The organism is Bordetella petrii, from assembly GCF_020991325.1.
Taxonomy (GTDB): domain Bacteria; phylum Pseudomonadota; class Gammaproteobacteria; order Burkholderiales; family Burkholderiaceae_B; genus Bordetella_A; species Bordetella_A petrii_E.
Genome location: NZ_JAJMLX010000115.1, coordinates 1 through 13,438 on the forward strand (window position 1 = coordinate 1; position 13,438 = coordinate 13,438).

Here is a 13,438-nt window from a genome sequence, read left to right on the forward strand (position 1 = left end):
GGGGCAGGGCGGCAAGGCCGCCGCCGCCATGCTGGCCGAGCCCCTCAAGGCCTACATCGTGCTGCATGCCGAACCCTCGCTGGACGCCGACAACGGCCCGCAGGCGGTTGCCGCGCTGCGTGGCGCCGAGTTCGCGGTGGCCCTCACCCCCTACGCGTCCGCCGCGCAAGACTGGGCCGACGTCATGCTGCCGGTGTCGCCGTTCACCGAAACCTCGGGCACGTTCGTCAATGCCCAGGGCCTGCCGCAAAGCTTCAAGGGCACCGTGGCCCCGCTGGGCCAGACCCGGCCGGGCTGGAAGGTGCTGCGCGTGCTGGGCAATGTGCTGCAGTTGCCGGGCTTCGAAGACGAAACCTCCGAATCGGTGCGCGATGCGGTGCTGGCCGGCGGGGTCGAAGCCCGCCTGTCCAACGACATCAAGGCTCCCCGCGGCCTGGGCCAGGCCGGTTCGGGCCTGGAGCGCGTGGCCGATGTGCCCATCTACCGCAGCGATGCCATGGTGCGCCGTTCCGAGCCGCTGCAGGAAGCGCCCGCTTCGCAGGCGCCCACTGCGCGCATGAATGGCGCCACGCTGTCCGGGCTGGGCCTGGCCGCGGGCGTGAAGGTGCGCGTCGCCGGCCCGGCGGGCTCGGTCGAACTCGAAACCGTGCAGGACGATGCCGTGGCCGACCGCGCCGTGCGCATCTCGTCAGCGTTCGAGCAAACCGCCGCCCTGGGTGGCGCATTCGGTGAAATCAGTGTGGAGCGTGCCTGACATGGAATGGCTCAATGTTCTTGAAAGCCACGGTCAGGCCTTGCTGGGCCCCACGGCCTGGCTGGTAGTCTGGACCCTCGTCAAGATCGTCGTCATTGCGGTACCCATCATCCTGTGCGTGGCCTATCTCACGTACTGGGAACGCAAGATGATCGGCTGGATGCACGTGCGGCTGGGGCCGACCCGGGTCGGTTTCCGCGGCCTGCTGCAACCGTTCGCCGACGTGTTCAAGTTGCTGACCAAGGAAGTCGTGGTGCCCACGCAGGCCAACAAGGTCCTGTTCGTGGTTGCCCCGGTGGTTACCCTGATGCCTGCCCTGGCGGCCTGGGCCGTGGTGCCGTTCGGCCCCGACGTGGTGCTGGCCAACGTCAACGCCGGCCTGCTGTACGTCATGGCCATTACCTCCATCGGGGTGTACGGCGTCATCGTGGCGGGCTGGGCGTCGAACTCCAAGTACGCCTTCCTGGGCGCGCTGCGCGCCTCGGCGCAAATGGTGTCGTACGAACTGGCCATCGGCTTCGTGCTGGTCACGGTGCTGCTGGTGTCGGGCAGCCTGAACATGTCCGAAATCGTGCTGGGCCAGACCCGCGGCTGGTTCGCCGAGCGCGGCCTGACGTTCCTGTCCTGGAACTGGCTGCCGCTGCTGCCGCTGTTCGTCATCTATGTCATCTCGGCCGTGGCGGAAACCAACCGCCATCCCTTCGACGTGGTGGAAGGCGAATCCGAAATCGTGGCCGGCCACATGGTCGAATACTCGGGCATGGCGTTCGCGCTGTTCTTCCTGGGCGAATACGCCAACATGATCCTGCTGTCCTGCATGGCCGCGGTCATGTTCCTGGGCGGCTGGACGTCCCCGATCGACATCGCGCCCCTGACCTGGATCCCGGGCTGGATCTGGCTGGGCATCAAGACATTCTTCGTGGTCTCGCTGTTCGTGTGGTTCCGCGCGTCGTTCCCGCGCTACCGCTACGACCAGATCATGCGTTTGGGCTGGAAAATTTTCATCCCGCTGACCGGCGTCTGGCTGGTCGTGGTGGCGATCTGGATGCAGACGCCCTGGAACATTTGGCGTTAATACGCCAAGCTGAGGCAGGATATGGAAGCGATCAAAGATTTCTTCGGCAGCCTGATGCTGGCCGAACTGCTCAAGGGCATGCGCCTGACGGGCAAATACTTCTTCAAGCGCAAGGTCACCTTGCGCTACCCCATGGAAAAGACGCCCACGTCGGCGCGCTTCCGCGGGTTGCATGCGCTGCGCCGCTACCCCAACGGGGAAGAGCGCTGCATCGCCTGCAAGCTGTGCGAAGCCGTCTGCCCGGCGCTGGCCATCACCATCGAATCGGATGTGCGCGATGACGGCACCCGCCGCACCACGCGCTACGACATCGACCTGACCAAGTGCATTTTCTGCGGCTTCTGTGAAGAAAGCTGCCCCGTGGACTCCATCGTGGAAACCCACATCCACGAATACCACGGCGAAAAGCGCGGCGACCTCTACTTCACCAAAGACATGCTGCTCGCCGTGGGCGACCGCTACGAAGCCGAAATCGCCCGCCGCCGGGCCGAAGACGCGCCATACCGTTGACGCCTAAGGTCTGACCAATGACATTTACCACTGTCCTGTTCTACATACTGGCTGCCGTGCTGGTGATCGCGGCGTTCCGCGTCATTACGGCGCGCAGTCCGGTTACCGCTGTCTTGCACCTGATCCTGGCATTCGCCAACGCCGCCATGCTGTGGATGCTGCTGGGCGCCGAATTCCTGGCATTGCTGCTGGTGCTGGTGTACGTGGGCGCCGTCATGGTGCTGTTCCTGTTCGTTGTCATGATGCTGGACATCCGCATCGATTCCCTGCGGCGCGGGCTCAAGACCTACCTGCCGCTGGGCCTGATCATCGGCGCGGTGCTGGTCATCGAGATGTCGTTCGTGCTGGGCGCCACCTGGTACGGCGCGGGCCCGCAAGCCCCGGTGGCCGGCGACTACAACAACACCCGCGTGCTGGGCGAGGTCATGTACACCGAATACGTGTACGCCGTGGAAGTGGGGGCCGCGCTGCTGCTGGTGGGCATGATCGCCGCCATCGCGCTGACCCTGCGCCGCCGCCGCGACGCCAAGTACAACGACCCGGCCGCCGCGGTGCGCGTGCGCGCCAAAGACCGCTTCCGCCTGGTCAGCATGCCGGCCCAGAGCGACCGCGCCCAGGGCCGCGTCGCGGCACCGTCCGACGACGCCCAAGGAGAAAAACAATGACGCTGACGCTGGCGCACTATCTGGTGCTGGGCGCAATTCTGTTCGCCATCGGCATCTTCGGCATCTTCCTGAACCGCCGCAACCTGATCATTCTGCTGATGTCCATCGAGCTGGTGCTCCTGGCCGTCAACATGAACTTCGTGGCGTTTTCCAGCTGGTTCGGCGACACCGCCGGCCAGGTGTTCGTGTTCTTCATCCTGACCGTGGCCGCCGCCGAGGCCGCCATCGGGCTGGCCATTCTGGTGCTGTTGTTCCGCAACCTGAACACGATCAACGTTGACGAACTCGATCGCCTGAAGGGCTGACGGGGTATTGGAAGAAAATGTCTAGCTCACCCAACCTGTACTTGCTGATCGCGCTGGCACCGCTGGCCGGCGCGATTCTTGCCGGGCTGTTCGGCACCGGGTTCCTGGGGCGGCCCATCGGCCGCCGCGGGTCCCATGTCATCACCATCCTGGGCGTGCTGATCTCCGCGATCGGCTCGGTCATCGTGCTGGGCGATGTGCTCAATGGCCACACCTACGACGGCACCGTCTACACCTGGAGCCTCATCGGCCAGACCAGGCTGGAAATCGGCTTCCTCATCGATCCGCTGTCGGCCATGATGATGGTGGTGGTTACCTCGGTGTCGCTGATGGTGCACATCTACACCATCGGCTACATGGCCGACGATCCCGGCTACCAGCGCTTTTTCGCGTACATCTCGCTGTTCACGTTCTCGATGTTGATGCTGGTCATGTCCAACAACATGGTCCAGCTGTTCTTCGGCTGGGAAGCAGTGGGCCTGGTGTCGTACCTGCTGATCGGCTTCTGGTACACGCGCCCCACGGCCATCTTCGCCAATATGAAGGCGTTCCTGATCAACCGGGTCGGCGACTTCGGCTTCGTGCTGGGCATCGGCCTGCTGTTCGCCTATGCAGGCACCATGCACTATGGCGACCTGTTCTCGCAGGCCGACAAGCTGGCCGGAGAAACCCTGCCGGGCACCGACTGGATGCTGCTTACCGTGGCTTGCATCTGCCTGTTCATCGGCGCCATGGGCAAGTCGGCGCAAGTGCCGCTGCATGCCTGGCTGCCCGATTCCATGGAAGGCCCCACGCCGATCTCGGCGCTGATCCACGCGGCCACCATGGTGACCGCCGGCATTTTCATGGTGGCGCGTTTTTCGCCGCTGTTCGAGCTGTCCGACACCGCGCTGTCCTTCGTCATCGTGATCGGCGCCATCGGCGCGCTGTTCCTGGGCATCCTGGGCATCATCCAGAACGACATCAAGCGCGTGGTGGCGTATTCCACGCTGTCGCAGCTGGGCTACATGACGGTGGCGCTGGGCGCGTCGGCCTATTCGGTGGCCATTTTCCACCTGATGACCCACGCCTTCTTCAAGGCGCTGCTGTTCCTGGGCGCCGGCTCGGTCATCATCGGCATGCACCACGACCAGGACATCCGCAACATGGGCGGCCTGCGCAAGTACATGCCCATTACCTGGATCACCTTCCTGCTGGGCACGCTGGCCCTGGTGGGCACGCCGTTCTTCTCGGGCTTTTACTCGAAGGAACACATCATCGAGGCCGCCGGCGCGGCCGAAGTGTGGGGCGCCAGCTTTGCCTACTACGCCACCCTGATCGGCGTGTTCGTCACCTCGCTGTACTCGTTCCGCGTGTACTTCCTGGTCTTCCATGGCAAAGAGCGTTTCGACACCAGCGGCCACGGCCATGGTCATGACGGCCACGCGCACGATGCCCACGGCCATGACGATCACGGCCACCATGGCGGCACCCCGCACGAATCCCCGTGGGTAGTGACACTGCCGCTGCTGTTGCTGGCCATTCCGTCCGTCGTGATCGGCGCCTGGGTGGTCGACCCGATGTTGTTCGGCGGCTTTTTCGAAGGCGTCATCGCCGTCCTGCCGCAGCATCCGGCCATGTCCGACCTGGCCGAGCACTGGCACGGCTGGGTGGCCTACGGCCTGCACGCCTTCCAGACGCTGCCGTTCTGGCTGGTGGTGGCGGGCGCCGTCGTTGCCTGGTACTGCTACCTGATCAATCCCAAAGTACCGGCCGCCATCAAGTCCAGCCTGTCCGGCGTGTACAACCTGCTCGAGAACAAGTACTACGTCGACTGGGTCAATGAGCAGGTCATCGCGCGCGGCATGCGCTGCCTGGGCCACGGCCTGTGGCAACGCGGCGATCGCGGCCTGATCGACGGCCTGCTGGTCAACGGCAGCGCCCGCGTGGTGGGCTGGGTGGCCGCGGTAAGCCGCCACCTGCAGTCCGGCTACATCTATCACTACGCGTTCGCGATGATCATCGGCATCATGGCGCTGATTACTTTCTTTGTGCTGATTCCCCAATGACGGCAAGCGACATGGCATCCAACACTTTTCCCTGGCTTACGCTTGCGATCTTCGTGCCGATCGTATTCGGCCTGCTGGTGCTGGCCCTGGGACGCGATGACCGTCTCGGGCTGACCCGTGGCCTGTCGCTGGTGGGTTCCCTGGCCGGTTTCCTGGTCACCATCCCGCTTTACACCGGCTTCGATTCCTCGACGGCCGCCATGCAGTTCGTCGAGAAGGCTTCCTGGATCGAGGCCTTCAACGTCAACTACCACCTGGGCATCGACGGCATTTCGCTGTGGTTCGTGCTGCTGACCGCCTTCATCACCATCATCGTGGTGGTGGCGGGCTGGGAAGTCATCACCAGCCGCGTGGCGCAGTACATGGCTGCCTTCCTGATCCTGTCCGGCCTGATGGTGGGCGTGTTCGCGGCACTGGACGGCCTGCTGTTCTACGTGTTCTTCGAAGCCACGCTGATCCCCATGTACATCATCGTGGGCGTGTGGGGCGGGCCGAACCGTGTGTACGCGGCGTTCAAGTTCTTCCTGTACACCCTGCTGGGCTCGCTGCTGACGCTGGTGGCCTTCGTCTATCTGTGGAATGTGTCGGGCGGTTCGTTCGACATCCTGACCTGGCATGACGTGAAGCTGGGCTACACCCCGCAGATCCTGATCTTCCTGGCGCTGCTGGCCGCTTTCGCGGTAAAGGTGCCGATGTGGCCGGTGCATACCTGGCTGCCGGACGCCCACGTCGAAGCCCCCACCGGAGGGTCGGTGGTGCTGGCCGCCATCATGCTGAAGCTGGGCGCCTACGGGTTCCTGCGCTTCTCGCTGCCCATCACGCCCGATGCCGCCCACAGCCTGGCCGGCATGATGATCACGCTGTCGCTTATCGCCGTCATCTACATTGGCCTGGTCGCCATCGTGCAAGACGACATGAAAAAGCTGGTGGCGTATTCGTCGGTGGCGCACATGGGCTTCGTCACCCTGGGCTTCTTCATCTTCAACACGGCCGGCGTCGAAGGCGCCATCGTGCAGATGATCTCGCACGGTTTCGTGTCGGGCGCCATGTTCCTGTGCATAGGCGTGCTGTACGACCGCATGCACTCGCGGCGCATCGCCGACTATGGCGGCGTCATCAACGTCATGCCGCGCTTCGTTACGTTCTTCGTGCTGTTCTCCATGGCCAACAGCGGCCTGCCGGCCACCAGCGGCTTCGTGGGCGAGTTCATGGTCATCATGGGCGCGGTGGAACACAATTTCTGGGTGGGCCTGCTGGCCGCGACAGCCTTGATCCTGGGCGCCGCGTACTCGCTGTGGATGGTCAAGCGCGTGGCGTTCGGCGATATCGCCAACGACCACGTGCGCGAGCTTACCGACATCAACCGCCGCGAATTCCTCATCCTAGGCGTGATGGCCATTGCCGTGCTGTACATGGGTATTTATCCCAAGCCCTTTACCGACGTCATGCACGTTTCGGTCCAGGCCCTGCTGCAACACGTAGCCGTCTCGAAACTGTAAGACTGAGTCATGATGCAATCCAACATCGATTTCGCCCTGGCCGCGCCCGAGATCCTGCTGCTGGTGTTCAGCCTCGGCATCCTGCTGATCGACGCCTGCAGCTCGCATCCCGAGCGCAAGCCTACCTTCATCCTGAGCCTGCTGGCGCTGGGCGTGCTTACCGTCGTGTCGCTGGTGCAATGGAACAACGGCACCGTCGGGCGCACGTTCCATGGACTGTACGTGGCCGACAACCTGTCGCACCTGCTCAAGGTGGCTTCGTACCTGGCCGTGGCGGCCACGCTGGTATATGGCCGGCTGTACGCACAGGCCCGCGACATGCTGCGCGGCGGCGAACTGTACGTGCTGGCCCTGCTGGCCCTGCTGGGCCAGATGGTGATGATTTCGGCGGGCAACCTGATCAGCGTCTACCTGGGCCTGGAACTGATGTCGTTGGCGCTGTACGCCCTGATCGCGCTGCGCCGCGACGACGTGGTGGCCACCGAGGCGGCCATGAAGTACTTCGTGCTGGGCGCCCTGGCCTCGGGTTTCCTGCTGTACGGCATGTCCATGGTGTACGGCGCCACCGGCCAGCTGGATATCGCCGAAATCGCCAAAGTGGTGCAGGCAGGCCGGCAGGAAAACATGGCGTTGGTGTTCGGCGTGGTGTTCCTGGTGGCGGGCCTGGCGTTCAAGCTGGGTGCTGTGCCGTTCCACATGTGGGTGCCCGATGTCTACCAGGGTTCGCCCACCGCTGTCACCCTTATCCTGGGCGCCGCGCCCAAGCTGGCCTCGTTTGCCATCGCGCTGCGCCTGCTGGTGGAAGGCCTGCACGGGCTGGCCGCCGACTGGCAGCCCATGTTGATGATCCTGGCCGTGCTGTCGCTGGCCATCGGCAACCTGACCGCCATTGCGCAAACCAATTTCAAGCGCATGCTGGCCTACTCCACGATTTCGCATGTGGGCTTCGTGCTGCTGGGCCTGATGTCCGGCGCCGTGGAAGGCAATCCGGGCTCGTCGGCCCAGGCCTACGGCGCGGCGCTGTTCTACATGCTGGTCTACGTGCTGACCACGCTGGGCACTTTCGGCATGGTGCTGCTGCTGTCGCGCCAGGGTTTCGAGTGCGAGCAGATCGACGACCTGAAAGGCCTGAACCGCCGCAACCCCTGGCATGCGGCCATCCTGCTGCTGCTGATGTTCTCGTTGACGGGCATCCCGCCCATGGTGGGCTTCTACGCGAAGCTGGCGGTGCTGCAGGTGCTGGTCGAGGCCGGCCATCTGAGCCTGGCCGTGGTGGCGGTGCTGTTCTCGCTGATCGGCGCCTTCTACTACCTGCGCGTCGTGAAGGTGGTGTATTTCGACGAACCGGCGGCCGACGTCGGCCCCGTCACGGCCACTTGCGGCCAGCGCGGCGTGCTGTCGGTCAATGGCGCGCTGATCCTCATCCTGGGCATCCTCCCGGGCGGCCTGATGGCGCTGTGCGTGCACGCCATCCAGACCTCGCTGGGCCTGTAAGGCCGGGGCAGGCATGAACCAGACTGTCGCCGTCTGGCTCTTGATCGCGCTGGCCCTGGTCAGCGCGAACCTGCCGTTCCTGACAGAACGCCTGCTGCTGGTGTTGCCCTGGAAGCGCAATGCCGCGGTCAAGCCGTTCTGGCTGCGCATGCTGGAACTGCTGGGCTACTACGCGCTGGTGCTGGCCCTGGGGTTCGCGTTTGAAGCGGCCCTGGGCAATTCCTTTGCGCAAGGCTGGGAGTTCTACGCCATCACCCTGAGCCTGTACCTGGTGCTGGGGTATCCGGGATTTGTGTACCGGTATTTGTTCAAGCGGCACCCTTCATTGCGGTAGTGACGCCGGAAGAGGTGCCTGGCTCCCGTCAGGGTGCCTGACACCGTCTTGCTGAGACGGTCGTGGCACACAACGGTGTCTGGCACCTTCGGAGCCAGCCACCCGGCCGTATCCCGCAAAGCGCCCCTTTCATCTCAAGCAAGGCTTTGCCGATAATGGCCTTAGCTCTCGAACCAGTTCAGCACGCCGTCCAGGCCGGCGACGTTCAAGGCGTAGGGCGTTTGCTGGCGCACGATGGGTTTGGCGCGGTAGGCCACGGCATAGCGGGCGGCGCCCAGCATTTTCAGGTCGTTGGCGCCGTCGCCCAGGGCAATGACCTGGTCTGGCATGGCGCCATGGGCCTGCCCGAAGGCGCGCAAGTGGGCCAGCTTGGCGTCGGCGTCCAGGATGTCGCCCAGCACCTTGCCGGTGAGCACACCGTCGACGATTTCCAGCGTGTTGGCATAGGCGGCATCCAGCTTCAGGCGGGCGCGCAGCCGTTCGGTAAAGAAGGTAAAGCCGCCCGACACCAGCAGCACTTTCAGGCCGGCGGCCTGGGCGGTGGAAACTAGTTGTTCTGCGCCCGGGTTCAGGCGCAGCTTGTCGGCATACACCTGTTCCAGCGCCGCGGCTGGCGTACCGGCCAGCAGCGCCACGCGGCGGCGCAGGCTTTCGGCGAAATCCTGGATCTCGCCGCGCATGGCGGCTTCGGTAATTTCGGCCACCTTGGGTTTTACCCCCGCCACGCCGGCGATCTCGTCGATGCACTCGATGTTGATCAGCGTGGAATCCATGTCCATGGCCAGCACTTTGCAGTGCGACAGCCGCGCCCCGGCTGGCACAAAGGCGGTGTCCACCCCGTGCTGCTCGCCCCAGGCGGTGACCTGCGCGCGCAAGGGGTCATCGTGGCCGACGTCGAGCAGGCGCGCCGCCGTGGCGCTGATGTGCACGACGCCCTGGGCCTGGGCCAGCGCGGCCGCTTGTTCGATCTGGGCGGCGGCCAGCGCCGGCGATTGGATGACGAGATGGTGCGTGGGCATGGGCGATGCTCGAATGCATAAAAGGGAAGGGCGGCTGAATATTACTTCAGCGACCGGAGTACGGCGCGTATGGCGTCGGCGCGGGCAGCCACCGGGGCATCCTTGTATTCGATGCGCAGCTTGTCTTGCCCGGCCAGCTTGATGTGGCGCTGCTTCTGCACCAGCTCGATGATGCGTACCGGGTCGACGGCGGCCTTGGCACCGAACTGCAGCAATGCCTGGGTGTCGCTGGCATCGATCTTCACGATGCCCAGGGGTTGCGCGGCCAGCCGCAGCCGGTGCGTGGTCAGCAGGGTCTGGGCGGCTTCCGGCAGCTTGCCGAAGCGGTCTATCAGTTCTTCCTGGATGCGGATCAGGTCGTCTTCGTTCTCGGCGTGCGACAGGCGCTTGTAGATCGCCAGGCGCGCATGCACGTCGGGGCAATAGTCGGCCGGCAGCAGGGCGGACGCGTGCAGATTGACCTCGCAGGCCAGGTTGAACGGGGCATCCAGGTCGGGCTCTTCTCCTGACTTCAGGGCGCGCACGGCCTCGTTGAGCATCTCGTTGTACATCGAGAAGCCGATTTCCTGGATATTGCCCGATTGGGATTCGCCCAGCACTTCGCCTGTGCCGCGGATTTCCAGGTCGTGCATGGCCAGGTAAAAGCCCGAGCCCAGCTCTTCCATGGCCTGGATGGCCTCCAGGCGTTTCTTGGCGTTGGCGGTGATGGCGTCTTCGCCCGGCGTCAGCAGGTACGCATAGGCCTGGTGGTGCGAACGGCCAACGCGGCCGCGCAGTTGGTGCAGCTGAGCCAGGCCGAAGCGGTCGGCGCGGTGGATGACGATGGTGTTGGCCGTGGGCACGTCGATGCCGGTCTCGATAATGGTGGTGCAAAGCAGCACGTTATAGCGCTGCTGATAAAAACCCTTCATCACTTGTTCCAGCTCGCGCTCGGGCATCTGTCCGTGGGCCACGGCGATGCGCGCCTCGGGAACCAGTTCTTCCAGGCGGGCCCGGCGGTTGTGGATGGTTTCGACTTCGTTGTGCAGGAAGTAGGCCTGGCCGCCCCGCTTGAGTTCGCGCAGCAGCGCCTCGCGGATGGTGCTGCCGTCTTCGCGGCGCACGAAGGTCTTGATGGCCAGCCGCTTCTGCGGCGCGGTGGCGATGACGGAGAAATCGCGTATGCCTTCCAGCGACATGCCCAGCGTGCGGGGAATGGGCGTGGCGGTCAGTGTCAGCACGTCGACTTCGGCGCGCAGGGCTTTCAACGCTTCTTTCTGGCGTACGCCGAAACGGTGTTCTTCGTCGATGATGACCAGGCCCAGGCGCTTGAAGCGCACGTCTTTGGACAGGATCTTGTGCGTGCCGATGACGATATCGACGCGCCCGTCGTTGATGCCCTGCACCGCGTCGGCCACTTCTTTTGACGAACGGAACCGCGACAGTTCCACCACGCGTACCGGCCAGTCGGCGAAGCGGTCGGCGAAGGTTTGCGCGTGCTGCTCGGCCAGCAGAGTGGTGGGGCACAGCAACGCCACCTGCTTGCCGTTGGCTACCGCCAGGAAGGCCGCGCGCAGCGCGACTTCAGTCTTGCCGAAACCCACGTCGCCGCAGACCAGGCGGTCCATGGGGCGGCCCGAGGTCATGTCGCCGATGACGGCCTGGATGGCGGCGGCCTGGTCCACGGTTTCTTCGAAGCCGAAGCCCTCGGCGAAAGCTTCGTAGTCGTTGAGCGGCAGGTTGAAGGTGTAGCCTTCGCGCGCGGCGCGCTGCGCATACAGCGCCAGCAGCTCGGCGGCGGTGTCGCGGACCTGTTTGGCCGCTTTGCGGCGCGCCTTGTCCCATTGGCCGGTGCCCAACTGGTGCAGCGGGGCGGCTTCGGGATCGGCGCCGCTATAGCGGGCAATGACGTGCAGCTGCGAAACCGGCACGTACAGTGTGCTGCCGCTGGCGTACTCGAGATGCAGGAATTCCATCTCGCCTTCGCCCATGTCCATGTTGACCAGGCCGTGATAGCGCCCGATGCCATGCTGGGCGTGTACCACCGGATCGCCGGCGCGCAGCTCGGACAGGTCGCGCACCATGGCTTCGACGTTGCTGGCGCGTTCCTGGTCGCGCCGGCCACGGCGCCCGGCGCCGGCATGGCCCGGATACAGGTCGTTTTCGGTCAGGAAGGTAAGACGCGCCGACGGAATGCCGAACCCCGTCGACAGCGGCGCGGCGGCCAGCGCAAAGCCGGCCTGCGACGCCAGGAATGCCTGTACGGACTCCGGCTGCGCCTGCACGGGCAAGCCGAACTCGGCCAGCATTTGCGCCAGGGTCTCGCGGCGGCCGGCCGAGTCGGCGCACAGCAGCACGCGCGATTCGCCACGGGCCAGCAGGGCGCGCAGGCGGGCGATGGGGTCTTCGGCGCGCCGGCTGACACTGACATCGGGGATGGCCGTGAAATCAGGATGGCTGCCGCCGTCGTTCAGGACCAGGCGGGGAAAGGCCTTGAAGCGCGCATGCAGCGCCTCGACGTCGAGGAACAGCGCCTGCGGCGGCAGCACCGGCCGTTCGCGGTCGCTTTTAAGAAAGCTATAGCGGCTTGCGGTGTCCTGGCTGAAGCGCTGCACCGCATCGTCGATGTCGCCAAGGGTGACGGCAATGGCGTCGGCCGGCAGGTAGTCGAACAGCGTGGCCGTTTCATCGAAGAACAGCGGCAAATAGTATTCGATGCCGGCGAAGGCAATGCCGTTGCCGATGTCCTTGTATGGCAGGGCGCGGGACGGGTCGCCTTCGAATTCTTCGCGGAAGCGCGCCCGGAAGCGGTTGCGCGCCGCTTCGTCCATGGGGAATTCGCGGCCGGGCAGCAGTTGCACTTCGCGCACCGGGTACAGGCTGCGCTGCGTGTCCACGTCGAAACTGCGGATGGATTCGATTTCGTCGTCGAACAGGTCCAGGCGGTACGGCACCGCCGACCCCATGGGGAACAAATCGATCAGCCCGCCGCGTAGGCAGAATTCGCCGGGCGCCGTCACCTGGGTAACGTGGGTGTAGTTGGCCAGCGTCAACTGCGCCCGCAGGGCGGCTTCGTCCAGGCGGTCTTTCTGCTTGAACGAAAACGTGTAGGCCGCCAGGAACGATGGCGGGGCCAGGCGGTACAGGGCAGTGGTGACGGGCACGAGCAGCACATCCACCGAGTGCTGCATCAGCGCGTGCAGGGTGTGCAGCCGTTCGGACACCAAGTCTTGGTGCGGCGAGAAGGCGTCGTAGGGCAGGGTTTCCCAGTCGGGCAATTGCCGCACGCGCAAACCTGGCGCGAACTGCGGAATTTCGTCCGCGAGCCGCTGGGCTTCCAGCGGGGCGGCCGTCAGCACGACCAGGGGGCGGGCCGCCTGGTGTGCCAGGTCGGCCAGCAGCCAGGCGTCGGCCGAACCCGGCGGACGCGGCTGCGCATAGCGGGCGCCAGGCTTCAGGGCAGACAGCGTGGTGGTCGTGGCGGGCACGCTGGGGACCGCGTCAAGGAGAGAAGAATCAGACATCAGGCGGAAGATTATAAAATCTCCCGGCCATGACTGATTCCTTGATTGCCATTGTGCCCGCGGCCGGCGTGGGCCAGAGGGCCGGCAGGCCCGGTACGCCCGATCTGCCCAAGCAGTATCGCGAACTGGCGGGCCAGCCTATGCTGCGCCTGTCGGTGCAGGCGCTGCTGGCCGACCCTCGTATCGGCCAGGTGCGCGTGGCGGTGTCGGCGGGCGATGCCCGGGCCGCCGG

Annotated in this window: 12 protein-coding genes; 10 read left to right on the forward strand and 2 right to left on the reverse strand. The window is 65.0% G+C overall.

Annotated elements, in window-relative coordinates:
• The 9 genes from LPZ50_RS13120 to LPZ50_RS13160 form a co-directional block, all read left to right on the forward strand.
• On the forward strand, window positions 1–754 hold a 754-nt coding region (locus LPZ50_RS13120), incomplete at its 5' end, for a molybdopterin-dependent oxidoreductase (RefSeq protein ID WP_230661925.1).
• A gap of 1 nt (window position 755) precedes the next feature.
• Entirely contained in the window at window positions 756–1,829 is a 1,074-nt protein-coding gene (nuoH, locus tag LPZ50_RS13125) for an NADH-quinone oxidoreductase subunit NuoH (protein ID WP_230661926.1), read from the forward strand.
• A 21-nt stretch (window positions 1,830–1,850) separates the two neighbouring features.
• Complete coding sequence (gene nuoI / locus LPZ50_RS13130) at window positions 1,851–2,339, forward strand: NADH-quinone oxidoreductase subunit NuoI (protein ID WP_094821462.1); 489 nt, start codon at window positions 1,851–1,853, stop codon at window positions 2,337–2,339.
• A gap of 17 nt (window positions 2,340–2,356) precedes the next feature.
• Complete coding sequence (locus LPZ50_RS13135; protein ID WP_230661927.1) at window positions 2,357–3,004, forward strand: NADH-quinone oxidoreductase subunit J; 648 nt, start codon at window positions 2,357–2,359, stop codon at window positions 3,002–3,004.
• Window positions 3,001–3,309 carry an NADH-quinone oxidoreductase subunit NuoK gene (nuoK, locus tag LPZ50_RS13140; RefSeq protein WP_012248610.1) on the forward strand — a complete coding sequence of 103 codons (309 nt, stop codon included), beginning with the start codon at window positions 3,001–3,003 and terminating at the stop codon, window positions 3,307–3,309. Before LPZ50_RS13135 ends, nuoK begins: the two co-directional genes overlap by 4 nt.
• A gap of 17 nt (window positions 3,310–3,326) precedes the next feature.
• Window positions 3,327–5,357, forward strand: coding sequence for an NADH-quinone oxidoreductase subunit L (nuoL, locus tag LPZ50_RS13145; RefSeq protein ID WP_230661928.1), 2,031 nt, complete (start codon window positions 3,327–3,329; stop codon window positions 5,355–5,357).
• On the forward strand, window positions 5,354–6,856 hold the full coding sequence (locus tag LPZ50_RS13150) for an NADH-quinone oxidoreductase subunit M (protein ID WP_230661929.1): 1,503 nt from the start codon (window positions 5,354–5,356) through the stop codon (window positions 6,854–6,856). Before nuoL ends, LPZ50_RS13150 begins: the two co-directional genes overlap by 4 nt.
• Before the next feature lie 9 nt (window positions 6,857–6,865).
• The gene (gene nuoN / locus LPZ50_RS13155; RefSeq protein WP_230661930.1) at window positions 6,866–8,350 is read left to right on the forward strand and encodes an NADH-quinone oxidoreductase subunit NuoN; all 1,485 of its coding nucleotides are present in this window, start codon (window positions 6,866–6,868) and stop codon (window positions 8,348–8,350) included.
• 13 nt (window positions 8,351–8,363) lie between these two features.
• On the forward strand, window positions 8,364–8,684 hold the full coding sequence (locus tag LPZ50_RS13160) for a DUF2818 family protein (protein WP_230661931.1): 321 nt from the start codon (window positions 8,364–8,366) through the stop codon (window positions 8,682–8,684).
• Between the two features lie 161 nt (window positions 8,685–8,845).
• Here the strand turns inward: LPZ50_RS13160 and serB are convergent, their stop codons facing one another.
• Window positions 8,846–9,703: a phosphoserine phosphatase SerB gene (gene serB, locus LPZ50_RS13165; RefSeq protein ID WP_230661932.1), complete on the reverse strand. Its 858-nt coding sequence runs from the start codon at window positions 9,701–9,703 to the stop codon at window positions 8,846–8,848.
• A gap of 41 nt (window positions 9,704–9,744) precedes the next feature.
• A complete protein-coding gene (mfd, locus tag LPZ50_RS13170) occupies window positions 9,745–13,206 on the reverse strand; it encodes a transcription-repair coupling factor (RefSeq protein ID WP_230661933.1) in 3,462 nt (1,153 codons plus the stop codon).
• 29 nt (window positions 13,207–13,235) lie between these two features.
• Between mfd and LPZ50_RS13175 the strand changes: the two genes are divergently transcribed.
• Window positions 13,236–13,438: 2-C-methyl-D-erythritol 4-phosphate cytidylyltransferase (locus LPZ50_RS13175; protein ID WP_230661934.1), on the forward strand; the 203-nt coding region annotated here is incomplete at its 3' end.